The organism is uncultured Veillonella sp., assembly GCF_934230905.1.
Lineage (GTDB): Bacteria > Bacillota > Negativicutes > Veillonellales > Veillonellaceae > Veillonella.
Genome location: NZ_CAKQFJ010000018.1, coordinates 1 through 24,142, shown reverse-complemented (window position 1 = coordinate 24,142; position 24,142 = coordinate 1). Strand labels below are relative to the sequence as shown.

22 protein-coding genes are annotated in these 24,142 nt (G+C 32.3%); 12 read left to right on the top strand and 10 right to left on the bottom strand.

Annotation, left to right across the window (positions count from 1 at the left end):
- Positions 1-9 precede the first annotated feature (9 nt).
- From Q0E20_RS06270 to Q0E20_RS06240, 7 genes are all read right to left on the bottom strand, one after another.
- Positions 10-2,193: an ATP-dependent Clp protease ATP-binding subunit gene (locus tag Q0E20_RS06270; protein WP_295997882.1), complete on the bottom strand. Its 2,184-nt coding sequence runs from the start codon at positions 2,191-2,193 to the stop codon at positions 10-12.
- A 333-nt stretch (positions 2,194-2,526) separates the two neighbouring features.
- Positions 2,527-3,132 (bottom strand): N-acetyltransferase, encoded by a 606-nt coding sequence (locus tag Q0E20_RS06265; protein WP_295997880.1) that lies wholly within the window; start codon positions 3,130-3,132, stop codon positions 2,527-2,529.
- Positions 3,129-3,296, bottom strand: coding sequence for a hypothetical protein (locus Q0E20_RS06260; RefSeq protein ID WP_295997877.1), 168 nt, complete (start codon positions 3,294-3,296; stop codon positions 3,129-3,131). Before Q0E20_RS06260 ends, Q0E20_RS06265 begins: the two co-directional genes overlap by 4 nt.
- A 292-nt stretch (positions 3,297-3,588) precedes the next feature.
- On the bottom strand, positions 3,589-4,779 hold the full coding sequence (locus Q0E20_RS06255) for a DUF6421 family protein (RefSeq protein WP_295997873.1): 1,191 nt from the start codon (positions 4,777-4,779) through the stop codon (positions 3,589-3,591).
- A gap of 1 nt (position 4,780) precedes the next feature.
- Positions 4,781-5,317 (bottom strand): hypothetical protein, encoded by a 537-nt coding sequence (locus tag Q0E20_RS06250; protein WP_295997870.1) that lies wholly within the window; start codon positions 5,315-5,317, stop codon positions 4,781-4,783.
- Positions 5,304-6,521, bottom strand: a complete 1,218-nt coding sequence (locus Q0E20_RS06245) for an MFS transporter (RefSeq protein WP_295997868.1) — start codon at positions 6,519-6,521, stop codon at positions 5,304-5,306. The genes Q0E20_RS06250 and Q0E20_RS06245 overlap by 14 nt, the downstream gene beginning before the upstream one ends.
- Positions 6,522-6,523: 2 nt before the next feature.
- Positions 6,524-7,630, bottom strand: coding sequence for an acetyl-CoA carboxylase biotin carboxylase subunit family protein (locus tag Q0E20_RS06240; protein ID WP_295997865.1), 1,107 nt, complete (start codon positions 7,628-7,630; stop codon positions 6,524-6,526).
- A 284-nt stretch (positions 7,631-7,914) separates the two neighbouring features.
- Between Q0E20_RS06240 and Q0E20_RS06235 the strand changes: the two genes are divergently transcribed.
- The 9 genes from Q0E20_RS06235 to Q0E20_RS06195 all read left to right on the top strand — a co-directional run bounded on the left by Q0E20_RS06235 (position 7,915) and on the right by Q0E20_RS06195 (position 15,955).
- Positions 7,915-8,508 carry a hypothetical protein gene (locus Q0E20_RS06235; RefSeq protein WP_295997863.1) on the top strand — a complete coding sequence of 198 codons (594 nt, stop codon included), beginning with the start codon at positions 7,915-7,917 and terminating at the stop codon, positions 8,506-8,508.
- A 27-nt stretch (positions 8,509-8,535) separates the two neighbouring features.
- Complete coding sequence (locus Q0E20_RS06230; RefSeq protein ID WP_275249657.1) at positions 8,536-9,123, top strand: RadC family protein; 588 nt, start codon at positions 8,536-8,538, stop codon at positions 9,121-9,123.
- A gap of 13 nt (positions 9,124-9,136) precedes the next feature.
- Positions 9,137-10,021, top strand: a complete 885-nt coding sequence (locus tag Q0E20_RS06225; protein ID WP_295997859.1) for a hypothetical protein — start codon at positions 9,137-9,139, stop codon at positions 10,019-10,021.
- 15 nt (positions 10,022-10,036) lie between these two features.
- Positions 10,037-10,861: a hypothetical protein gene (locus Q0E20_RS06220; protein ID WP_295997856.1), complete on the top strand. Its 825-nt coding sequence runs from the start codon at positions 10,037-10,039 to the stop codon at positions 10,859-10,861.
- A gap of 2 nt (positions 10,862-10,863) precedes the next feature.
- Entirely contained in the window at positions 10,864-11,487 is a 624-nt protein-coding gene (locus tag Q0E20_RS06215) for an ERF family protein (protein WP_295997854.1), read from the top strand.
- 844 nt (positions 11,488-12,331) lie between these two features.
- Positions 12,332-13,813, top strand: coding sequence for an anthranilate synthase component I family protein (locus Q0E20_RS06210; protein WP_295997851.1), 1,482 nt, complete (start codon positions 12,332-12,334; stop codon positions 13,811-13,813).
- Positions 13,813-14,388 (top strand): aminodeoxychorismate/anthranilate synthase component II, encoded by a 576-nt coding sequence (locus Q0E20_RS06205; protein ID WP_295997849.1) that lies wholly within the window; start codon positions 13,813-13,815, stop codon positions 14,386-14,388. The genes Q0E20_RS06210 and Q0E20_RS06205 overlap by 1 nt, the downstream gene beginning before the upstream one ends.
- 11 nt (positions 14,389-14,399) lie before the next feature.
- Positions 14,400-15,269 carry a DMT family transporter gene (locus tag Q0E20_RS06200; RefSeq protein ID WP_295997847.1) on the top strand — a complete coding sequence of 290 codons (870 nt, stop codon included), beginning with the start codon at positions 14,400-14,402 and terminating at the stop codon, positions 15,267-15,269.
- Positions 15,270-15,283: 14 nt separating this feature from the next.
- The gene (locus Q0E20_RS06195; RefSeq protein ID WP_275249650.1) at positions 15,284-15,955 is read left to right on the top strand and encodes a flavodoxin family protein; all 672 of its coding nucleotides are present in this window, start codon (positions 15,284-15,286) and stop codon (positions 15,953-15,955) included.
- Positions 15,956-16,102: 147 nt separating this feature from the next.
- On the opposite strand, the gene Q0E20_RS06190 is transcribed toward Q0E20_RS06195, so the two are convergent.
- From Q0E20_RS06190 to Q0E20_RS06180, 3 genes are all read right to left on the bottom strand, one after another.
- Positions 16,103-16,594, bottom strand: a complete 492-nt coding sequence (locus Q0E20_RS06190) for a relaxase/mobilization nuclease domain-containing protein (protein ID WP_295997840.1) — start codon at positions 16,592-16,594, stop codon at positions 16,103-16,105.
- Positions 16,594-16,896: a plasmid mobilization protein gene (locus tag Q0E20_RS06185; protein WP_295997838.1), complete on the bottom strand. Its 303-nt coding sequence runs from the start codon at positions 16,894-16,896 to the stop codon at positions 16,594-16,596. The genes Q0E20_RS06190 and Q0E20_RS06185 overlap by 1 nt, the downstream gene beginning before the upstream one ends.
- A gap of 348 nt (positions 16,897-17,244) precedes the next feature.
- Complete coding sequence (locus Q0E20_RS06180) at positions 17,245-19,611, bottom strand: hypothetical protein (RefSeq protein WP_295997834.1); 2,367 nt, start codon at positions 19,609-19,611, stop codon at positions 17,245-17,247.
- A gap of 181 nt (positions 19,612-19,792) precedes the next feature.
- Between Q0E20_RS06180 and Q0E20_RS06175 the strand changes: the two genes are divergently transcribed.
- From Q0E20_RS06175 to Q0E20_RS06165, 3 genes are read left to right on the top strand one after another with little or no spacing between them, the layout of a single operon-like run.
- Entirely contained in the window at positions 19,793-21,877 is a 2,085-nt protein-coding gene (locus tag Q0E20_RS06175) for a hypothetical protein (RefSeq protein ID WP_295997831.1), read from the top strand.
- 1 nt (position 21,878) lies between these two features.
- Positions 21,879-22,553 carry a hypothetical protein gene (locus Q0E20_RS06170; protein ID WP_295997826.1) on the top strand — a complete coding sequence of 225 codons (675 nt, stop codon included), beginning with the start codon at positions 21,879-21,881 and terminating at the stop codon, positions 22,551-22,553.
- A 52-nt stretch (positions 22,554-22,605) separates the two neighbouring features.
- Positions 22,606-24,015: a tyrosine-type recombinase/integrase gene (locus Q0E20_RS06165; RefSeq protein WP_367113248.1), complete on the top strand. Its 1,410-nt coding sequence runs from the start codon at positions 22,606-22,608 to the stop codon at positions 24,013-24,015.
- The last annotated feature ends 127 nt before the right edge of the window (positions 24,016-24,142 follow it).

The window sequence follows — 24,142 nt, the reverse complement described above, 5'->3', positions numbered from 1 at the left end:
GTTATAAGATTACTTTGCAGCACCATCAGCTTGTTTGCTGTCACCTGCAGATTTTTTATCATCAGATGTATTAGCAGCATCCTTATCGCTGATAACGATGTGGCCATCCACAACATCAGCCAACAAGTGTTTCGCATCGATGTGATCTAAATAGTAATCAGTTACATTATCGCGAATTTCAGATTCAATAACACGACGTAATGGACGAGCACCCATTGTTTTATCGTAACCTTGTTCCATCAACAAATCTTTAGCTGCATCAGTTACATCTAAGGTAATTTGTTTTTTAGCCAAAGTTTTGTTAACTTGATCGAGCATCAAATCAACGATTTTCTTCAAATCTTCTTTACTCAATTGATTGAATTCAATAACAGCATTGAAACGATTCAAGAATTCAGGACGGAAGAATGGCGCAATACGGTCCATTACATCAACTTTGTTTTCATCATCATTGTCACTGCCATAACCGAAACCTGCATTAGATGTAGCGATGATAACAGTATTTTTAAAGTTGACTGTATTACCTTGACCATCTGTTAAACGACCATCGTCCAATACTTGAAGGAGTAATGTAATAACTTGAGGGTCTGCTTTTTCGATTTCGTCGAACAATACAATGGAGTAAGGATTACGACGAACGCGTTCAGTCAATGTGTTAGAGTTATCTTCGTAACCAACGTAACCAGCTGTAGCACCAATCAATTTAGATACTGCGGTACGATCACTGTATTCTGACATATCCAAGCGGATGATAGCGTCCTTGTTGCCGAACATATCGAGCGCTAATTGTTTAGCCAATTCTGTTTTACCAACACCAGTAGGACCTACGAATAAGAAGCTACCGATTGGACGGTTACCTTCGTCAAAGCCTGCACGGTTACGACGTATAGCTTTAGAAACAGCTTCTACCGCTTTATCTTGACCGATTACATGAGCTTGTAAACGAGATTTCATATCTTTCAAACGTTCAATATCCGATGCACCCATTTGGGAAACAGGGATACCTGTCATACGTTCTACTGCTTCAGCTACATCATTAACCTTAGCTACAACCTTTTGATTATCAGTATGCTTGTCGATTTCTTCTTGTAACTTTTGAATACGCATTTTTTCGTTAATAGCGGATTCATAATCTTCTTTTTGAGCATATTCTTCTTGTTTTGCTTTAGCTTCTGCAATATCTGCTTCCAATGTTTTGATATCAGTTACAGGATGTTGTGATGCTAAGTGAGCGGCTGTTACATCAATCAAGTCGATGGCTTTATCTGGCAAGCTACGTTGAGGAATGTATTGTACAGAATAATCTACAGCAGCTTTCAAAACAGCATCTGGTAATTCAATGTTATGATGCGCTTCATACAATGGACGAATACCTTGTAAAATTTTGAAAGTATCTTCTGCAGATGGTGCGTTAACTTTTACTTCATTAAAACGACGGGCAAGGGCTGCGTTTTTCATGATTGTGTTACGATATTCATCTTGTGTAGTAGCCCCAATAACTGTTAATTCACCACGGGATAAAGCAGGTTTTAAAATGTCTGCCAAACCCTTAGAGCCTTGTCCATCACCTGTAGAACCGGCGCCCAAGATTTGATGGATTTCATCAAAGAACAAAATAATATTACCAGCGGCCTTAACTTCTTTGATAAGGTTTTGGATATTTTCTTCGAAGGAACCACGATATTGTGTACCTGCTTCCAAACCAGAAATATCAATGGATATAATTTCTTTATTTTTAATTGCTGCAGGTACATCACCATTGACAATGGCTTGTGCCAAACCTTCTACAACAGCCGTTTTACCAACACCAGCATCACCAACTAACACTGGATTGTTTTTTGTACGACGTGCTAAGATTTCTGCAGTTTCTTGAATTTCTTTATTACGACCGATAACGGGATCAAGTTTACCATTACGTGCTTCTTCTGTTAAATTAGTACCTAAACGAGCAAGAATCCCATCCTTTTTCATTTGGCCTTGTTGTGCTGCTGCTTGTGCAGCTTGGATTTCTTCACTAGTAGGCAAATGACCAGTTTGACGATAATAAGCAAACTCTTCAGGAGTTACTTCACGACCATTAATTTTATAACGACGATTTTCTGTGGAATAACCACCCATATTACTCATCAATTGATTAAACAAATCATTCATGCTACCAAATTCGCTACCAAAACTATTGAAATTGTTGTTCATATATATTACCTCACTTATGTTTTACTACAAGCTTAACTATTTGACTATTTTGTCTATTAAATTTCTTGTGTTATTTCTAGGTTTCCTCAACCTTATGTCATTATAATAAACCTAATAAGTCAAAAAATCAATAAGTCAAAAAGAAAATTTTTAACTATTTTTGACTTTTATTTCAACAGGTATAATTTGTATCGTAGAAACATAGATAAATACTGGATTTTTGAAAGGTTATAAAATTGGAAAACACATTTATTCTTTTACCAAGTATTCGTGACAATAAAAAAGGTGAATGGAATCTCCATTCACCTTTTTTAGTATAAATTTTAATGCTAATCATAAATATTTTAAGAGTTGAATTAGCATATGTCCCGCAAAATCTTGTTCATCTGAATCCAAGCTACGTTCACCAAATAATTTAAATCCGTTCCTAATATAGAACTCTATCAACTTCTCATTATTTTCACACTCTAAATAAATAAATTTACCACCAACTAAAGATTGAACATGGCGTAACATATCTACAGCCATGGTTAGTAATTCATCACCAGTGATAAGCTCTTTATATTTATAATTTTTTCCAAGTTGTCCTATAAGCGGCGCCGCGATATGGTACTGTTTCAAAACAGCATCATAAGTGCCAAACTTATTAAACCTTCTTTTCATACTCTTACTAATTTCATTTCCCTTTGTTTTTACAACAAAAGATTTGCTACCCGATACTGAAAAATATCCAGCAATCTTGTTTGCACCTTGATAAGAAGCCATGACTAGATAGGTTTTTGCAATTGCTGATTTCGAAAATTCAACAGCTTTATATTTTAAAAAATTCTCTATATCAGGATTTAGAGGACTCTCAAAGTCGTTTAAAATTCTTCTAATTTGCTTCTCAGATTTAACTTGTAAAAGCAAATCTAGATTAACAACTTTAAATCCTATCATATGAAAATCTTATCAATTTCGTCTTTAGTAGCCAAGGAATAAGATCTAGAAAATTCAACAGGAACATTTTTTTGCTTTTGCGCACTCTCTAACGCATGTAAAAGCTTACTACAATCTTTTTTCTTCTTAATAGTTACATTTTTTAAAAAACTTTTTGTAGCCATGTATGTACCGCCTCCTTCTATTCTTTATCTTTATTATATGGTCAAGTACACTAATTAGCAATATATTTATAGCAATAAAAACAAAAGCGAAGTCATATCGAGACTTCGCTTAATTTCTTTGGTGATCCAGGAGGGATTCGAACCCCCGACCCACGGCTTAGAAGTGTGTAGCCAAAGTCAGTATTTATCTAGGTTCACCAGTATTTATATATGTTTGCAAGTATATATGCAAGCATAATTACGTTATTTTTTTATACTTGCATACGGTATCTGTTCACAATATAAGTTATAACTATAAAATCCCAACTTGTACTAAATTTAAAGCTAATTGGCCTGATATAGCATAATAATCATTAGGAGTTTTAGGTACCTCTAAAGTCTTGAAAAAGTATTTTTTACATTGACACTTAAAAGTATCTTCATCATCAGTAAATTGACCTTCTATCTCTTCAATCTCTTTTACCAAAACTTTTAATTTTTCAATCATCTTAGATAAATTAATTTCTAATTTATCATTCTTAATTAAAATCACATCATGATTCAACAAATATTGTATAATAAAAAATGATGTAGCTGAATCGAAATTCCTATATATATTAACCTCTTGTGTATATCTGAAAACTCTATCAAGCAATACAAACTCAAAAACAATATTCCGATATGGCAAAGTAAAATCCATCGAAAGGGCTAATAATGTTTGTACATCTACTTTTATTTCTTCCAATACACCTACATACCAATTAGTCTTCAACTGAATATGTTCATCAAAAGGTAATACACCTTGATGATGATAGTAATCATGAAGATACCCCCAAACACATCTAGCATTATAAGTTACATTTCTATCAATATCTCTACTGCTAGATGCCAAATTCCCCAATCCTATTTTATCAATAAGCGGTAATGTTATCGTATTATATATATCGTAAAACTTATCAAAGAAAAAAACCGCACAACTTTGCTTTTTAAACTTAATATTTGATTTTACATTTTCTGGAAAGAATACAATATTATTACCTAATTCTACACCATTACTCCCTATTAACAACTTTGAAGATTGACATATATTTTTAGGATGTGAATAGGTTTTATACATAATATCAAATTCTTTCTCCATAGGTTCTTCACGAATAGATAAAAATGTTTCAAACTTCCATCCGTGTCGTAGCCCATTAGCTAGACGCAATGGCCCCCAAAAGAAAAATTTCGATAAATTTTCTACCTTTTTAAGTGCTCTTACAGAGTTATCAAAACATAAATTTTGATAATCTGACTCAATATATGTATTTATATCGCTAATTAATGCACTCTTATACTCTGCTGAAATAAACTCATCATTTAATGCTTCAATATTATTTACAATATCACACAAAATAGTACGAACTCTATCACGATTCTCAACATTTATTAGAGTTCCCTCTTCAGATTGATAAGACTGTAATAAATTAGTTTTATCAACAATTTCTCTTATATAAGGATTCATATTACCTCTCTTTTAAAATATGAACTGTAAACCCCATAGGTACGGCCCCATAATTAATTAATTCTTTTAAGTTATATGTTTTCACTACGGCTTTCGTTGTAATACATCCATCTACTTCCCCTTGTAAGCATCTTAATCCCGCATTAGAATTACTGGTAGCATACTCCACATTGATAGTAGGATAATTATCCAAAATTAATCCACTAGGTGCAGGATGAGAAGCAATACAATTTAATTCATTTACACATTTTCCATTCGAAGCTAATACCATATCGTATGTATTATCTATAAAGACATCATAAAGTATAATTCGATCTAAATTAGAAAAAACAATTTTATGTAAGTCAGGGTATACTACACATCCTAATAATGCACTTTTAGAATCATTATTAGTCAGTAAAGTTTCTACTGCATCTTCAAGTGTATCATGAAGTATGACTTCTCCTTCTATATTTTTAGCTTTCAACCATTTATAAGCCGCTTTCTCACAATTAGTATTTGTGGGGCCTAAGGTATGTATTTTATCAATGTACCTCATTAAATTTACTCCTGAAAGAAAATAGTAAAAAATACAAAAATATTACAATGATAATATCAATTAATGAAATAATTGACATCGTCAATAACTCATTATAGATATTAGAAAAAACAGAGACCAAAACTCCTCCCAAAGGAAAAGAAATGGCATTAAGAAGCATCATACTAGGTAATACGGCTTTAAACTCATCATCTTTAAAAATTAATTGTCTTTTAGTTCGCAATCCCACTGAGAAAATACTATCTGATAGAATAATCACGGCAATAAAAAATAATGTAAACACAAAATTGAGTTCAAAGTAAAGCATACCTCCACTAACTATACCAGCAACGACAATTATTAATAACAATTTAATTATTGATTCCGACTGATAAAAATCAAAGGTAATAACTCGATTAAATATTAAAACTGAAATTATCCCAATCACACTAATAACAAAATTAAAATACCCAAGAAAAACACTACTTTGATGATAAAAACCTAATATAATAGCTGGCAGCAATGCTAATGCAGCTCCATAAACAAGGTTTACACTATTGGTTAAAACAACAAGTTTAATAGCTGTAGAAGATGAGAAAATCAACTTCATTCCTTTACGCAATTCTGAAAACCTTGAATTATTTTCATCATTTCCCAGTTTGTCTTGTTGAGGATTAACAGAAACGTTATCATTATATAATATAAAAAATACTATTAATAAAAAGCCAATTCCAATAGAAAAAATGAATGTATTCTCACTAAGGATATCTATAAAATACCCAGCTATCACTGGTGATATAACCATAGAAAATTGTTCTATGGCTTGCAAATTGGATTGTTTCTTTAAAAGTTGCTCAGGTAAAACCATATTTTGTATATAATTTTCTATGCAAAGATAATTAATATCAAAAAATATACTGCTTATCATTCCTATAACAACCAAACTAATTATATTATTAGTAATACTATATATGAAGAGCAAAAATAAAACACAACCACTTTGAATACAGTTAAACTTTATTATACTTTTTAATGATCCTGTTAATTTAAATAAATTAGGAACTATAGTAAGAGATAAGAGTCTAATTCCCCATTCTGCAGCAAATACAGCTCCCAAATAAGTTGCTTCACCTGTAATTTTGTAAATATATACTGGTATAGCAAATAAGAGTAAAAAATGAAGAGTCATAAAAAACAATCTATGTAAGTATATACCTTGATACATGATTATTGCTCCCAAATTTTCTTCATTTTGTTTAATACTTTTTCTTCATCATTATCTACAATAATCTCATATCCTTTTCTATGTCTATAATCCTGTAAGTTAGTTTTATCATGATAAAAAGCTACACCTGCAAACATTTTATTTTTAAACACCTCTGTAACATAAGGAAGTCCAGCATAAGATAAAAGCATTGCTTTAGATAAGTCAATATTAGATGATAACTTAATGAGATCAACAATTTTGTCACCAGGCAATCTAAATGCAATTTCTACTAATACAGGTAATAAATCTTTATTAAAGCGAATCTCACAGTGAAAAACACCACAACTTACATTGGTAGCAAGCAAAATATCTTTAACATACGATTTTATTTCATCCACTCTACGTTCGCTTAAGTCACTAAATGGCGTCATATGACCGATTTCTACAAAATACGGTTCGTCAGAAAGAAACTTTTTAGTAATAGAAACAATATGTAACTCTTGATTAGAATAATAACCTTCAACACTGTATTCTGGTCGTTCTAAATATTCTTCAACTAAAACTTCACTACCTAGTTCATGATCCAACTCTTTGTGCGTCTCATTTTTAATCAGATTATAATACATTATTAACTCTTGCTCATTATTGGCTTTATTTACATGATAACTACCTGCTGCAGCCTTAGGTTTAATAATACAAGGATAATGAATTTGTTTATTTAATTTAATATCCGATACATTTGATACAGTTGTAAACCATGGATTTCTAATATTTTTATTAGTTAAGAACTCCCTCATTTTTAATTTATCATGAACTATAGGTAACATATCATAAGGTAACCCTATAACTTTATACTTATCTGCCAAAAGAATTGATAATGGAACATAATATTCATTACCAGAAACAATAGCATCAAACGCTATATTTAAATTATCTAATAAATCAAATACAGCATCAGTTTTGTTCGTATCTACTTCAAGTATAGTACATTTCTTCCAAGCATCTTCATTTGGTAATCGTCTATCAGATTTATTATACGACAAAATATAACAATCCCATCCTAATTCTAATGCAGAATTAACTAAAGCAGCTCCAGAACCTATCGGCTCTAAAATTAACACTTTCATAGTAAACCTCCTATTATTTAAACGAAACGAATTAAGTATATATTATTATATAAAAAATATATTGTAAACATATGCACTCATATTTACGTGAATTCATGAATTTAATAAAAATAACTATTTTCTAATAAAAAAATGATACCTTATAATAAAAATGTATATACTCAAGTAGTAATACTTGGTAATTTTAATTATATATTATAACTATAGTAGCATATATAGCTATCCCTTTAGGTTAACCCCTAGGTGCATTGACACCTAGGGGTATTTTTTATGGGAGGATTTGCATGAACAAATATTACCAAAACACCTTCTTATTTATAAGTAGGAATCAGTCAGCATTACAGCCATTACTGAAATCCTTACAGTGGGCTTTCAAAAACCAAGTCGAGCGTTTAGATGTGCCTCTTGTTCGTATGGGTATGTTAGCCAATATGCTTTCGGATAGCCGAAAACATAGCATTCTTGATTATGATCTATATCAGCATAATCAAACAAAGGAATATATTTTACGTATTCATACAGAAAGCGAAGGCGATACACACCCTATTGATATGGAATATTGTAGAGTGTATTTGTCCCCTGATATTAAATTACATTACGTATCAGAAGAACGCTCTGAACTGACCTATATTAATACAGATACATCACATGTATACTTACCTATTCGATTCAAGATTGAATTATACATTGATGAAACCTATGATATTAACTATTTTCTTAATCTAACTACTTTACAGCGATTTTTAGTGGCGACATTTCCTTCGCTACATATTGATATCTTCGATGGTATTAAAGCGATTCGCTCTAAAATCAATCGTCATATTAAATCGTTAAATACAAATAATTGGTGTCAAATTTCCAGTTATGAATCTAAATAATTGGTTTTTATACAAGGAGAATCTATTATGAATACTACAGTTGAAGCTATGTTAACAGAAATTTTGCCAAAAGCATCCGTTCAAGAGTTAGTGGAACGTTATGGAGATCCATATGATGCATTATTCCATGCAGAAGAATCTGAGTGGTATGATGCACCAGGTATGGGAAATCGTGGCATTGCCAAGCTACGTGCCATTAAATCCATCATTAAGAATGTGCAAAATAGGCCTCGTAAAGCCCCTATTAATGTGGGACGACCTATTGATATCTATAAAGCTATGTCAGATATGCAGTACTTTGAAACCGAACATGTACGCGTGCTATATCTTAATGCCAGAAATCATCTAATAAAATCAGAAGACATTTCTATTGGTGATGTAACAACAGCCTCTCTAGATATTAAATGCATTTTCTCTTCTGCCGTTCGTCTGAAAGCTTGTGGGATTGTCATTGTCCACAACCACCCTTCTGGTGATTCTCACCCAAGTGAATTAGATATTCGATGTACTAAACGAGTTGCTGAAGCGGGTAGACTGTTTGATATTCCAGTACTAGACCACATCATCATCGGACATGGTGAATTTCATAGTATGAGTGAATGTGGACAATTATAAGGAGGATATGATTATGCCAGCCAAACGATTTATTTGCCCTAATGGGGATGAAATTAATATGTATGAATGCTTATTACGATGCCCACAAGGTACGAGATGTATGTTTTTACCTACATTACGAGCGGTAGCTACCTCACTAGAACGTAATTTAACAAAGCCATCTGTTACAGAATTATTAAGTGGTACTCGAGAACTATATCTAAAAAAGATTACTGAATATGCCGTAGATCCACAAAAGCAACTATACGCCTTACATGGGTCAGCTGTGCATACAATTACAGAACGTCATACTAGCGGTAACATGCTTTCAGAAGAACGCTTAAAAAATACCACCACAACAGGGCAATTTGATTTATATGGGCAAGTGTTATCTAATACGGATACCACGCTAGGTGATCTAAAAATAACCAGCTCATATAAGCTTATGAAAGCATTAGGGTATTATAAAAAAGATGTTGAAACTGGTGAAGTATATAAGACGGGAGTAAAAAAAGGCCAACCTAAAACACGAAAAGAATTATTCACCGATGGAGTACGTCATGTGTTAGATTGGGCCTTACAATTGAATTATTACAGATTGTTGTTAGAAGAAGAAAATTACACCGTATCGTCTATGGTGATTCAGGCCCTTTGTCGTGATACAGGGCTACGTATTGCCTCTGAACGAGGTATTACAAAGCCGTTATATCTTATTCCTATCAACCCAATCAGCAATCATTGGTTGAAACGATATATGGAAGCTAAAGCAAAGCGGTTACAACAAGCCATAGAAACTGGTGTAGTACCGAAGAAATGTAGCCAACGTGAAACTTGGCATGGTAAAAAATGTGAAAGCTATTGTGCTGTATCTGCTCAATGTAAAGCGATTGAAGAAGCACAACAAGTTAAGTCAGCATAGTAGAAAGGAACCATCATGACACAATATTGCGGTATTATTATTACGGAGACAGCACTCTATGTATCTGTGGTAAAAAGAATACAAAATAAAATTAAGGTACTAGATCGCTATATATATAAACGTAGTAAATCGCTTGTTTCGGATTTATCAGCTATTCATAGTAAAAATAAGAATAAACCTACGATTTACTCATTAGCCTATACTGAAATTCCACATCTTATATTTAATAAAGTCAGCTCTAATACACCTTTACAAGATGCATGGAAGCAAAGAGACAAGCTTACATTAGGACGAGATAATCAATATACGTACCAATTTATATTACCCACTATAGATAACCAAGAATGGTTGTATATGGTGGGTATTTCTCAATCTAATATTTCTAAATTACAATGTGCTGAAAACCAAAATCATATGGAAATTGAAGTTGTTTCCTATTGGCCAGTACCACTATTAGATTTACATAAAAATCATAGTAAACCTACGCTTCTACTCATTGAGGAAAATAGTAGAGTTACAGGATACCTTTGTAGTGGAACTGTCATTGTCGCTACAATCAACTGGAATCGACATACGGAAACACCCAAAGAAATGATACAACGATTGCTAAAAGAATCACCTATTACATTAAATGATACACTTGAAATTCAAGCGTATTTAAGCGAAAAGGCATATCTTTTGTGGAAAGATCTAATTTCACAATATGGTGAAGTTAACAAGTCCACAATTAGTGACGTCTTAAATCATTTTACATATCGTTGGAATGGTGATGTACATATGGATGCATCTGCCGGTCTAAGTTATTATTTAGCACGATCTGGTGTGCAAGCGGAGGAATGAAAATGACGAATACAGCATTATATAAAAAGCTATCACTTGCTATGAAAAGTTGTAGCTATATTGAAAAAACAGGTGAAAATACCTTTCATGGGTATTCTTACGTTACTAGTAGCGATGTGTTAGAGCGTGTAAACGACGCTCTTACAAGTGTAGGCCTCATTACAGCTGTTACCCCTACCCTTCTTGATTTACGAGAGGTACAAACAGCCAAAGGTAATATTGATAAGCACGCTACAATTAGCGTTACGATTTCTATTATTGATATCGAGACAGGTGAATCAGTACAAATAAGTGGCATCGGTTCTGGTCAAGATAGCGGTGATAAGGCCATCATGAAAGCTGAAACAGCGGCTATAAAATATGCGTATATGCTGAGCTTCTGTATTGCTACAGGTGATGACCCTGAAGCCGATGATAATACAGACGTTAATACGCAAACTATGGCAAAGTCTAAGGAATCTATTACTAGAAAGAAAAGCATTTCCTCTCAAATTACGACAACTGATGATTTACATTGTACAGATTGTGGATGTGCTATATCCAGTAAAGTATCTAGTTATTCTAAACAACGTTATCATATGCCTTTGTGTATGAACTGCCAGAAGAACCATCAATCTGTAGCATAACTCACTCCACTATAATTGGAAAGGAGGTGATATTATGGATCCCGTTCTTACACGAATTATTATTGAAGCTGCTGCTACAGCGTTGCTTTACTTAATTGCAGATGAATAATATAGGAGCCATGTCGATAATACGACATGGCTTATTAATTTTTATTAAAATTATCGATTTATTTATATAAATATGATAACACTGATATATGTAAGCCTTTAATTAATTATGCCAATTATTAGTAGAATATATTTTGTTATAATTAAATTCTAATATATATTTTTAATATCTTTGAATTTATATAACCTATAATATTAGTTTTTGTTAGCTAGTGTACTATTAAATTTCTTTATAATGTTAAACCTATCATGTTATATTATGTATCATGTACAGGGGTAAGATATAAAATCTTTAGATATTTTAGCTGGTCAGTCAGCAAAACAATATGCGAAAAAAAATACGCATAAATGCCAAAAATATATTGACATAAAATTTTGAATATGTATAATAGGCATTAATCACATGTGAATAATATTTTAAATCTTTGAATGAGAAGTAGTAGCTATACCAACTATCTTACAGCAAGTTGATGACCGTTATGGAGATGAGATGATCAGCATTTAGTGTATAGTGAATGGGCTCATGAGAGTTCACTGAAAGCTTTTGCGAGTAGGCTGAAACGGTTGTCACCGTTATATGACTAGAGTATCGAAAAGACTATTAACTTTTCCGCACTTGAATGCATTTAAATGGGTGGTATAACGAACACAATTCGTCCTATTATGGGCGAATTGTGTTTTTTTGTTTTTAGATCTAAAACGGGAAAGTTGGTAGTTAGTCCATTGGAGGTATTAAATGGAAAAAGAATTAGAACTTAAAGTAGATAGGAAAAAGTTAATATGTAATTGTAATACAATGCAGTGTTATATGGCGATTCAAGAATTATATGGGACAAATAATTGTTATGTTTTCGAATCACTTGCTGGACCTAGTCATGATGTTAATGCTGCATATGTTGGATTTAATAAAGTATTGTCTATATCAATAGTTGATAGCTATATGTATTTAGAAGGTGATAATAGGCTAATTGTATTGCTTAAATCTAAATTAGCAAATGTCAACTCTGTTATTGTAGATGAAGATGATATTTATATTAGAGAAGGACAAGTATTTGAAGTATTAGGTATTATAAATAGTTTATTTCATATTAATGAACAGACTAATTTAGGCTTTTTATCTTTCTTTTCATATGAAAGTGTTAGATATATAGAGAATATTGATGATTCTCATACTTTAGGTAAATATAAGGTTCCTGATATTGAGCTTGATTTATATAAAGGAATTATAGAATTTGATTTAAAAAATAATACTATAGTCTGTGAAGAGTTACTTTATAATAATTGTGAAATGCTTGATTGGACTACTATAAATAGTTTAATTAATCGTTATTCTAAGAGTTCTATACCATCACCTAGATTATTAGAAGTTAATAGTATAGAAGATAGTATGAATAAGAACACATTTATCGAAATTGCGCATAAATGCTTGGAAAATATATCTGATGGTAATATATATCAAATTCAAATAGGGCATGAATTATCTATATCAACAGATACAAAACCGATGGATATTTATTTAAGATTACGAGATATTAATCCTTCTCCGTATATGTATTTTGCTCCTATAGGTAATGTTATAGTGATTGGTGCAAGTCCAGAATTATTTATTAAGAAAACTAAGTCATTAGTAGAAATGAGACCGATAGCAGGTACTGCTAAACGAACCAGAAATGAGCTAGTTGATGAGAAAACGATTAGAAATCTTAAAAATAATGAAAAAGAACTTGCTGAACATCTGATGTTGATTGATCTGTGTAGAAATGATTTAGCAAAGGTTTGTGAAACAGGTTCTTTAGAATTAACAAGAAAGTTTTTTGTAGAAGTATATTCTCATGTATTCCATTTAGTATCCGATTTAAATATTACCTTAGACTCTAAAAAAAATATTTTTGATGTTATAAAAGCGACATTCCCTGCAGGGACAATGACTGGAACTCCTAAAATTGAGGCAATGAAGTTAATTGAACAATTTGAAGGAGTTCATAGAGGCCTATATGCGGGTGCTATTGGAACTATAACTCTAGATGGGAATGCTATTTTAGCATTATGTATAAGAACTGCTTTATATTATGCGGGTGTTTATTATATTCGTGCTTCTGCTGGAATTGTAGCTGATTCTATCCCTGAAAATGAGTGGAATGAAACTTTAAATAAACTTGCAGCGACTTATTCCACTATAACTGGTAAATCAATATTTGAAGTGATGGAGGAAGAGTAATGAAAACATTAGTAATAGATGCTTATGATAGTTTTGTATATATTTTAGTGGAATATTTAAAACAGCTAGAAATGAATCCAATAGTTTATAGATCTGATGAGGTAAATAATCAATTAATACAAGAACTTAATCCTGATATGATTTTATTAGGCCCTGGTCCGGGTCATCCTAAAGATGTAGGCTATATTGATATTATTGATAGATTCAAAGCACAAATTCCTATATTAGGAGTTTGTTTAGGACATCAAGCAATCGGCTTAGCCTTTGGTTGTGATATAGTAAATGCGAATAATCTACAACATGGCAAGAAAAGTTATATAAATCATGATGGTAAAGGTGTGTTTAAAAGTATAGATTCCCCATGTTTAGTTACTAGATATCACTCTTTAATTGTGTCAGAAAATAATTTTACATATAATCATTTGACGATTACGTGTAAATCTGAAGATGATCAATATATTATGGGGGTTAGACATAATAAATATCCAATAGAGGGAATACAATTCCACCCAGAAAGTATTGGTACTGAAAATGGATTGAAAATGATACAGAATTTTATGGAGACATATTTATAGTGAATATAGTAATGAAAAATGTAGGAGTTCTTTCTATACTTATTGCAACAATTTTTTTATCCACTAAATCTATATGGACAAAACTTATTTATTTGGATTCCTTGGATCCAGTTTTTGTACTTGCATGTAGAGCTATATTATCACTTCCCTTTTTTTTGATACCAATTATTCGATTTGATTGGTGTGTTGTAAATAAAAAGAAATTTGCAAAATATGCTTTTATTGGTTCGATTCTCTACCTAATTTCTTCTATAACAGATTTTGTAGGACTATTATATATATCAGCATCCCTAGAAAGAGCGATATTATTTACATTTCCAATATATGTTTTGTTATTGTCGTCTGATTTAAAGCGCTTAACATTTTATCAAGTAATGTTGATCATATTTACAGTTTTAGGCTTAGGTGTTATGTTTAACCCTACTTTAAATAACGATATCAATGATATTGTTATAGGTGGTTTACTAGTTTTCGTTTCTGCTGTTTTTTGGGCGATATTCATTATATATAGTAAAAAGGTTGTTACTAATATAAGTCCTGTTATTTTCACTAGTTCATATATGTGTATTACAACAATATTTTTACTATGTATATTATTATTTAACACAAGTAATTACTATAGTTTGATGTTAATTAAGCATGATACTATTATTTATTTGGCTCTTTTAGCTATTTTGTGTTCTATAATACCGTCATACTTATTATCTTATGGTCTAAAGAGAATTAGCGCTTCAAGTGCTTCTATAATCAGTTCAATAGGCCCAATTGTTACACTGGCCTTAGATGTTCTTATATTAAATCATAAGTTAAGTATCAATGAAATTATAGGAGTGATAATAGTTATAATTTGTGTATCGTGTTTGACAAGAATTAATAAATAATAAGGAGTATTTATATGGAAATTAGATTCCTTGTAATTAATGGTTCGGAGAGAAGTAATGGAAATACAGAAATAGCTATTGATATTGCTAAAAGTATATTAAATAAGATATCGGGTGATAATAAAGTTATATTTGATGTAATATCTTTAAAAGATTTAATGATTAAATCCTGTAATGATTGCCATGAAGTAGAAAATTGTAACTATCGTAAAGAGCCTTGTCAACAAAATGATGATATAAAAATTGTTTTAAAAAAGATGAAAGAGGCAGATTGTTTGATTTATGCGACACCTGTACATGGCTTTGGTATGCCAAGTTTAATGCAGTCATTTATAGATCGAGTAGGAGTTGGTTATTTACGATTTGAAAGGCCGCTATCTAATAAAATTGGTGGAATCATCGCAGTAGGACGACGATATGCACATGCATCAGTATTTTCTCAGTTAATACAGAATTTTCTATTGAATAGAATGATTGTTGTAGGGAGTGGATTTCCCGTTTATTTGAATGGGGGTAAAAAAGGTGAAATAAAAACCGACAAAGAAGGTATCGATTCTTTGTATAGAATGGTCATAAGAATGTTTAACTTTGCATTGTTTATTAAATTGAATAACGGGAATGCCTATGAGCTAAATGATTTATTAAATAATAATGAAAGAGAATATATTTATTCCTTAAATAATTAATTTACTGAATGATCTGTCCCCCTTTACTAGACAACCTGTAAAGGGGGACAGATTACTTCGGAACGCTTTTTTATTTAAGGACAATCTTGTTAGGGCCCCGATTTTTAAATTTAAGGAATTATTTTGTTACAGCCTTATCTTTATTTTTTATAAACAACTACCTTCCTCATCACCTTGATAATATGGTATCGGATTAATTCCATATGGTTCAATAATTTTGTTAATTGCCTGTTTATATGACCACAAAGACATACCTTGTTCATAACGCTTATAATTCAAACCAATCGAATTAATTATATAATGACAATGTATATGAGCTTCATTTTTATAATGAATGGCCCCCAATACTTGATATATATCTTTAGAAAGTAGTCGTCCCACCGCTTTACAAATCTCAAGTACTGTATCTAATGGTATAGTATCCGCACAATCTAATGAAAATACAACATGTATGAATAATTTCGACTCATCCTTTATATGTGACATTTTTTTTACAAGTTCAAATTCTGAAAGTGGATAATTACTTCCCATTAATATACCAAAAACATAATCACTAGATGTCTTATACTCATCTGATATATATTGAATCGCATTTGGTAGCTCCATTCCATTTCGTTTGATAAATTTTAATATTGCCATTATTGTAACTCCTCAATCACCTTATGTAAGGTATCCACTACTCCTGATAAACCACTATATATCTCCTTCTTATCTTCAAAGGTAAGTTCATCATGATTAGATAGAACGCTATAAATTTTACCTAATGATGAAGCAATCGATTGTTCAGGGTCGACTATCACTATTTTTTCCTCATTTAAAGAGCATCGCCTTATGTATTCAGATACCGATATATCACAGAGCGATGCTTGAGCTTCAATAAATTTAAACTCATTTTCTGCTAACCTAAAATTAAATCGTATAGACTTATTATCTTTTTTCATAATAGTTCCTTTCTGCACAGATAAAGAATTTATAATTATCTGTATGTACAATTACTATTACTTTTTTATAAATTAAGGCGGGGCGTGTCTTTATTGACACGCCCCGCCTTTCTGTCGTTTTTTATAACGAAGCTAAACTATAATCTTATTCTAAGGTTGTTCTATCTTGCTTATCTATATTTTATCTCCCTTATAAAAAACGACAGAAAGCAAGATAGAGATTTGTATGTACAAAATTTTTATCCATTTTTACCAAATTTACCAAAAAATAAAGGTATGTAATATATGTACTAATCTATCTTAAAAATTGGTAAAAATGGTAAATTTGGTAAATACAGTGTGAAAATATCAGTTATTATCTCTTTTAGCTGGTTTAATCAATTGCATTCTAAGATTAGGTCGACCTTTAAATAATCTTCTATTCCTCATAGGTTCACAAATTATCTTGTCTAATATCACCTTTTTAAGACGAATAGTAGCCTCCTTTTTCTCTATACTACATTTTTCTAAATATAATGAAATACTCCATAAAAACTGTTCGAGTATATCATATAAGGCTAAATATGATTTTCTTAAACTATGCTTATCGCAAGTTACAACACACTCAAGAAATTTGCTTATATTCTCATTATTAAGATATGGTAAATATAACCAAAAAGTATCCTTATTAAATGTATCTAATATAGGATTTTTCATATGCATTTTAAGATACTCATCCTGTAATACAAATTTTTTTAGAGGCATACTTTCAATATCACCACAGTTTAATACAGCATAAAAGCACTTAAAGAATTTAGTAAGTACTTTTTTTACGTTCTTCATCGGATCACTAAGTTCAAAAGTATCATTATAATGATATCTGTATTTAGTTAATCCCCTAAACAACGTAGATTCATTTTCCTGTATTTTTAATAAATCAACTAATCGTTCATCCTCTGAACGTCCCCATACATACGATGAATCAATTGAATACATTTTCTTTATCCAAATATATACCGAATCAGTTAATCGTTCGGTCTCCAGTTTTTTATTCCACCTAGTATCCTTAGAGGCCCAAGAAATAGATTGTGGGTTAGATTGAACCATATCTTCTTCTATAAATATAGAGTGTCCACTCTTATAAGTGTTTTCCCTATGGATGTATACTCTATATTCATTATAAAGATATATAAATAAATCTAAAATACATTGATGCGTAGTATTAAATAAGCTATCCCTTTTAGAAGCTTGAGACCAAGCGACGCCCGAAAACTTCATATCGCCCTTCACTATATTTAGCCCCTCCTTTTGTTGTATTTGAAGCGAAAGAGGCTTATGCAAAAAACTATCTAAATACTGCACTATATCACAATCATAATATGAAGACATATCAGTTTTATTATATAAAGCTTTCAATTCTTTCTGATATGAATTATAAGCTAAACTTGATAAAACATTATACGAGTCCAATTTATAACGTTCAAGACATTCATCATTAGATTTTCCAACTATAGATTTTATTGTTTGATCAATAAACGGAAAAATATCAAACAAGAATACTAATAGCACCTGATTTAATAACTCTATATTCAAAAAAGCTTCTTCATAATCAATTAACTCTTCTGTATTTATAAAAGGTTTATTGGTAAATAAACCACGAGTTGGCATCTCATTAAACCGCTTTAGCACGGAAACAGCCATATAGTGTGGCAAGTTACATAATAGCATCAAGAAAAGAAATAAAGATGCATTAAGCTCATGATAATTTAAAGATAATAGGGTCCGAATCTCATAGGATACATTCTGTTGATAAAGCCACTTATGTAGCAATACGATTGGTAAACAGCATGTTTGTTCATCAAGTTGCTCTAATAAAAATGCTTCGTTTAAAGCATACTCCCCTTCAACCTCTTTCTTCACTAGGTTTTTATATAGTTTTTGAGACTTCTTGATTAAGTCCTGAAGACCTGTATAATTTTTTCCTTCTAATACTTCAAAACACGCATCACTTAACAGCATTTTTTTATGTATCATTAAAGAATTATTTGGAGAATCTATTGATGCTAAAACTATGTTTGGAAAATCCTTAGCCACAAAAGTTGCAGCTGGTTCTGAAAGTACTGTACCATTAAATGTATATATTTTATTAAAAGCCATCGTAGAAGTACATTTTTTAGTTCTTCGATTTCTACTGCTCTCCTTAGACTCATTATTTTCTGAATTATTTAAATCTATATGCTGTAATATAGACAATGCAATATAATGGTCGATTACATCTTTTATAAAAAAAGAATCAGAATATAACGAAATAGAATTAGATTCTACATTCATATGCATTACACCCAAAAGTATCCGAATAGCATCAAAATCTCTAGGCTCTAATCCAGCTCTTATAATAAAAGAATCATAAGGATTACTCATATAGCTTGTTTTTTCTTTCGATAAACATAGCCCATATAAACTATCTAACTCATCATATAAAAATTCCCATATATTGTTTTCCAAATTCTTATATTCTACTTTTATATTCTGCTCATGATTATAATCACTTATTCTTTGATATAACGACAATAAATATTTATAAAAACACATATACTCAGGATCTATTAATCGAATTTTAGTATCTTCATAAATATAACTTTCATAACCACCTGTACTATTTTTCCTCAACGGGGCACTTTTAAAAAATATATTATGAAACTCTCTGTTCAAAACATCCAAGTCATTTCTATTCATTTTTTATTTTTCTAACCTTAACCATCTCAAAATACCACATTTTTATATTAATTAGCCATTTTTAATTTTAAAAATGGCTATTTTTTTATTTTTTTACATATACAACTAGTATAACACAAAGAATTATAAACTATTAGTGTAGTCAGCTGCTACATTAAATAATTTTAAGGAGGCAAACAAAATGGAAAAAAATTTCCCTTTATCCCCCAGTGATGAGCCTCAAAAGGCCAACATCTCTACTGCTGAATTAGTAACTTTTCAGCCATTAACAAGGAGTAGTGTTACCTATGAAGATATACCACTCCCCACGGTACCAAAAGTAGAAGAACAAGGTTCACCACCTCTTATTTCTACAATAAATGCATCTACCTTTAGTGCATATGCTAGTATTTCCCCATCAGGAAATATTGAGCAACTTCTGAAAAAGGATATATCGAGCGTTAATCATCGATATAATGAATCAGCACTAAGACCACAAGACGTATCCACATACCCTGTAGTCTTAACGGCAATCAACGTAAACGAGTTTCAGGTCTCAGCAAACACCAAAACTAGCCATTGCAATAATCGGTTAAAAAGCTTTGTTGAGTACGATGGTGTTATTTGTCAAATTGATAAAGTGACGCAGGAGCCAAAAGATGAGATTCTAAATTGTGTACTTTCATTTACAGAGGAACGTGAGGTTTACGATTTAGATCGTTGTCAAAGCTTTTATGTAATCCATGTCAAAACATCGATTTCAGAGGCAGATGTCATCATCCCAAAAGAACAGCTTGATACTCTATATTCATTGCTCAAGAAGAGGTTTCCCGAAATCAGCTTCAATGCTGATTGCGGAAAAGCTAAAGAGCTGTTCAAACAGTATATAGCTGAACGTTATATACAAGATAAGGCAGCTATGAAAAGCACAAAAGTAAATAAATATCCTGGCTGGGGAAAAGCCTTTGAAGCCAAAAAATTTCATCCTGGACAGAATGAAGATGGTGACACATTGTTAACTTTGCCAAGTGTCGACCAACACCACAGATACAACCTGTACGATTATGGTCTCAAATTATTAAAGCTCGCCCCATTCGAGGTTGTTTTACCACTCTTCTTACATGCTCATAGTGGTTTTGTAAGAAAGTTATTCCAAGAGGGCTCTCACCCTATACAGTATGTGCCAACACTAATTGCTCCTACGGGTAGTAGAAAGACATCTCTCGCAAAGATTTTCTTCCTACTATTTAATCACGAGACATACGCATCATTTAATGATACTGACCGTGCAATTGAACTGGTGTCAACCCACTATAAAGATCAAACGGTAATATTCGATGACTGCAAGCTAACAAATGACAAAACTTTACTAGCTAAATTTGAGAAGTTCATTCGTCCACTCTCGGAGAGTCAAGGTAGGGCAAAGTCTAGTGAAGCAGGCAGTCGCTTAGAGCGGACTCAACAAATGCATACCGCAATCATAACTGCTGAATCCTATCCTAATGAATTACAGCAGTCTAGTAAGTTACGACTATTGCCAATCTTCATGAATCAGGAAGATGTAAACAACCAGGTTTTGACTGATTTCCAAAACGATAAAGCTCATGCTAAACAGCATTTAAAGGCAGCAAGGTTAGACGAATATATGGTGCTATTTATCCGTTATATTGAGGAGCATTATGACGACATAGTCTGTATGGTTCAAAATACGTCGCCAGTATATGGAATTAGTCAGCATGCACGAATTAATGCTATGTATCAGGTACAAGCACTTCTTGCCAAAATAATTCTTGATTTTGGCGTATGGTGTAACTACCACAGTCAAGAGAAAGCCAATATTTTATATCAGCAGTGGTGCGATACTATCAAGGGCTTAGTTATTGCAAATAATGAGTTATGTAACGATGCAACGCCAACAGCGTTATTTCTTAGAACATTGGCTAATGGTGAAGCAGCTAACGAAGTTACATATGCACCTGATAAAGCCACATACTGGGCTAATCCAGACCAATACGTTGGTATTATACATCAAACAGATCTCATACTAATACCGAGTCCGGCATTCGCTTATGTTGAAAAAACTTGCCAACGGCTAGGTCGTCGCATGGAATATACGATGGATACTATTGCAAATCGGCTTCGAGATGAAGGCATCTCTAAAGGATATGGTGGATCTGACCGCAAAAAGCTCCGCCCATATACAAAACTGACCAAAGGAACTAAAAAAATGGATGTCATCTGCATCCCACTATCTAACTATTCTAAATTAACTATGGAGGAAGAGTAATATGAATATCAACATTAATCATCCAGCACAAGAACCACAAAATAACATTAATTTCTATACAGCAATAAGCCCTGTTGCATACGTTGTACATCATTCTCTTGATTATATGACACAGTGGATGGAACAATACCATGCGGTATATTTCAGCCAGGTAAAAACTGTAGAAGAAGCTAATCAACTAGCGACCTCAATAATCTATTATAACCAATCCTTGTATATTCCTAAGGAACAGTGGTTCATAAATATATGTAGGGGTGAGCATAATACACAACTTAACTATGCACCTAACTCACCTATGCTATTTAGTGGTTCTGCAAACGCCACTACGAGTACTGAGCTCATGGAAAATAACAATCTAGGGATATGGGCAATTATATCTGACCAAGGATATGGTACTGCCGATAATTCGTACACGCTAAAAGGAATTATAGAATCTAAAGGTTTAACCAATGTCATAGCTAGAAAGTTCATGACATTGACGGATGCTAATACGTATGCACGACAACGCTACACGAGACGATATAATTTCTTGTTTCCACAAGCTATACTCTGCATTCCACAAGGGGACTTAAGTATTAACCAATTCTATGCTATTCCCAATTATGAGCAATTAAGCCAACAAAGCCCTAATTTAATGGAATGGAATAACCTAATAAAAAGGGACATGTTCTTATAACTAATTTGATAGTTATTAGGCTAATAGTTTAGAAAGGAGGGCTGTACCGGCCATGAAAACTTCAAATACGACCACCGCAGCCCTCTCTATTCAAGAGTTGAGCGAATTCTTAAATGTATCAGTGCAAACACTTCGAAAGCGTTTACGTGATCAAGGGTATTTACTACCTAAAAATAAGGTTGGTAATTGCTATTACTTTACGCTAAATGATTGTGAATCCTTCATTGCCAATAACTATGGTATCTTTTATAATGATTTTGTGAACAGGTACTCCAATGGCAAGAGAAACGAGTCCATTATGTACCAAATTCCATCAGGTAAAGGTATCATCTCGAAGGAAACACAACGAAGTGGTAAAACGTATTATTATATACGCAATCTACCTTTGTATTGTGATGACCAGGGTAAAATAATAAAATTCCGCTCCAAAGGTTTCACCTCGAAAGAAGAAGCCGAAGCTGAGCGTAAAAGAAGGATTCTAGATCGTGATAATGGGTTGTATAAGTATCACTTTATCGAATGCGATCAGATAGAATCATCGAAGAAAAAAGTACCAACGGGTGCCAATCAAAGCTATTATGACTTCTGTATCGATTACTTTACAAAAGCAACGTATGCCGAAGCCACTCGTAAACTATACTTGGATATAACGAAAAATAGGATTAAACCATTTTTTGGCACTACGCCTATTTCCGACTTATCTAAGTCATTATTGCAGCAATTTGTAGACCAATATTCTACAAATATAAAGAAAACATTTATCGTACTAAGTTTGACCTTAAAGAAACTACATAGTCTAGATTTGATTCCAACTAATTTTTATAGTTCTCTAATTAAACCAGCCTCAACAGCTCCAAAGCACCCGAAAGAGGCTCTTACAGTCAATGAGACACAAAGTTTCCTTAATTATTACAAAGGCCATCATTTAGAACATTGTGTGCTGCTGCTGTTCCAGTGTGGCTTGCGTATTGGTGAGCTACAATCTTTACAATGGGATGAAATTGAGATCATTGATGATTGTAAAGCCAAGGTTCATGTTAATTCATCATGGGGTGAAACCAAATACGGCATGAATCGAAAAGAGCCTAAAACACACTCGAGCAAGCGTGTAATCCCGATTAGTAGTACTTATACTATCTCGGTACTAAAACGTGCTAGAGCAGCATCTAAAGGCAACCTATGGGTAGCTGAAAATGAGACTGGCTTACGTCCTATTGACAAGAGTAATTTTACTAAACGCTATTTTGCTAAGGTTGGCAAAAAGTTAGGTATTGAAAAACATTTATCAAGCCATGTGGCTCGGCATACGTTCATCTCAAACCTAGTTCAACACAACGTACCGTATACTGAGATTGCCAAATTAGCTGGTCATGATAACACAACAATGATAATTAAAGTATATGCTCATGCAATACAAGATGAAGAGCAAACTTTCAATTATGTATCAAACCTATATACCTGATGCAAGGATAACGCAAGTATAAAAAACTATACTTGCACCATATCCTTGCATTTAGGGTTATAGGACAAAAAGTGTGTGTGACTAATCCCAATAAGTTGGAAAATCTGTAGACATATGTAGCTCATTC

Bases quoted from the DNA above. Each gene is read 5' to 3' on its own strand.
- Q0E20_RS06235 (WP_295997863.1), top strand. From the start codon at position 7,915: ATGAACAAATATTACCAAAACACCTTCTTATTTATAAGTAGGAATCAG.
- Q0E20_RS06210 (WP_295997851.1), top strand. From the start codon at position 12,332: ATGGAAAAAGAATTAGAACTTAAAGTAGATAGGAAAAAGTTAATATGT.
- Q0E20_RS06200 (WP_295997847.1), top strand. From the start codon at position 14,400: ATGAAAAATGTAGGAGTTCTTTCTATACTTATTGCAACAATTTTTTTA.
- Q0E20_RS06255 (WP_295997873.1), bottom strand. From the start codon at position 4,779: ATGAATCCTTATATAAGAGAAATTGTTGATAAAACTAATTTATTACAG.
- Q0E20_RS06265 (WP_295997880.1), bottom strand. From the start codon at position 3,132: ATGATAGGATTTAAAGTTGTTAATCTAGATTTGCTTTTACAAGTTAAA.
- Q0E20_RS06205 (WP_295997849.1), top strand. From the start codon at position 13,813: ATGAAAACATTAGTAATAGATGCTTATGATAGTTTTGTATATATTTTA.
- Q0E20_RS06170 (WP_295997826.1), top strand. From the start codon at position 21,879: ATGAATATCAACATTAATCATCCAGCACAAGAACCACAAAATAACATT.
- Q0E20_RS06165 (WP_367113248.1), top strand. From the start codon at position 22,606: ATGAAAACTTCAAATACGACCACCGCAGCCCTCTCTATTCAAGAGTTG.
- Q0E20_RS06180 (WP_295997834.1), bottom strand. From the start codon at position 19,611: ATGAATAGAAATGACTTGGATGTTTTGAACAGAGAGTTTCATAATATA.
- Q0E20_RS06245 (WP_295997868.1), bottom strand. From the start codon at position 6,521: ATGTATCAAGGTATATACTTACATAGATTGTTTTTTATGACTCTTCAT.
- Q0E20_RS06250 (WP_295997870.1), bottom strand. From the start codon at position 5,317: ATGAGGTACATTGATAAAATACATACCTTAGGCCCCACAAATACTAAT.
- Q0E20_RS06270 (WP_295997882.1), bottom strand. From the start codon at position 2,193: ATGAACAACAATTTCAATAGTTTTGGTAGCGAATTTGGTAGCATGAAT.
- Q0E20_RS06185 (WP_295997838.1), bottom strand. From the start codon at position 16,896: ATGAAAAAAGATAATAAGTCTATACGATTTAATTTTAGGTTAGCAGAA.
- Q0E20_RS06195 (WP_275249650.1), top strand. From the start codon at position 15,284: ATGGAAATTAGATTCCTTGTAATTAATGGTTCGGAGAGAAGTAATGGA.
- Q0E20_RS06175 (WP_295997831.1), top strand. From the start codon at position 19,793: ATGGAAAAAAATTTCCCTTTATCCCCCAGTGATGAGCCTCAAAAGGCC.
- Q0E20_RS06260 (WP_295997877.1), bottom strand. From the start codon at position 3,296: ATGGCTACAAAAAGTTTTTTAAAAAATGTAACTATTAAGAAGAAAAAA.
- Q0E20_RS06220 (WP_295997856.1), top strand. From the start codon at position 10,037: ATGACACAATATTGCGGTATTATTATTACGGAGACAGCACTCTATGTA.
- Q0E20_RS06190 (WP_295997840.1), bottom strand. From the start codon at position 16,594: ATGGCAATATTAAAATTTATCAAACGAAATGGAATGGAGCTACCAAAT.
- Q0E20_RS06225 (WP_295997859.1), top strand. From the start codon at position 9,137: ATGCCAGCCAAACGATTTATTTGCCCTAATGGGGATGAAATTAATATG.
- Q0E20_RS06240 (WP_295997865.1), bottom strand. From the start codon at position 7,630: ATGAAAGTGTTAATTTTAGAGCCGATAGGTTCTGGAGCTGCTTTAGTT.
- Q0E20_RS06230 (WP_275249657.1), top strand. From the start codon at position 8,536: ATGAATACTACAGTTGAAGCTATGTTAACAGAAATTTTGCCAAAAGCA.
- Q0E20_RS06215 (WP_295997854.1), top strand. From the start codon at position 10,864: ATGACGAATACAGCATTATATAAAAAGCTATCACTTGCTATGAAAAGT.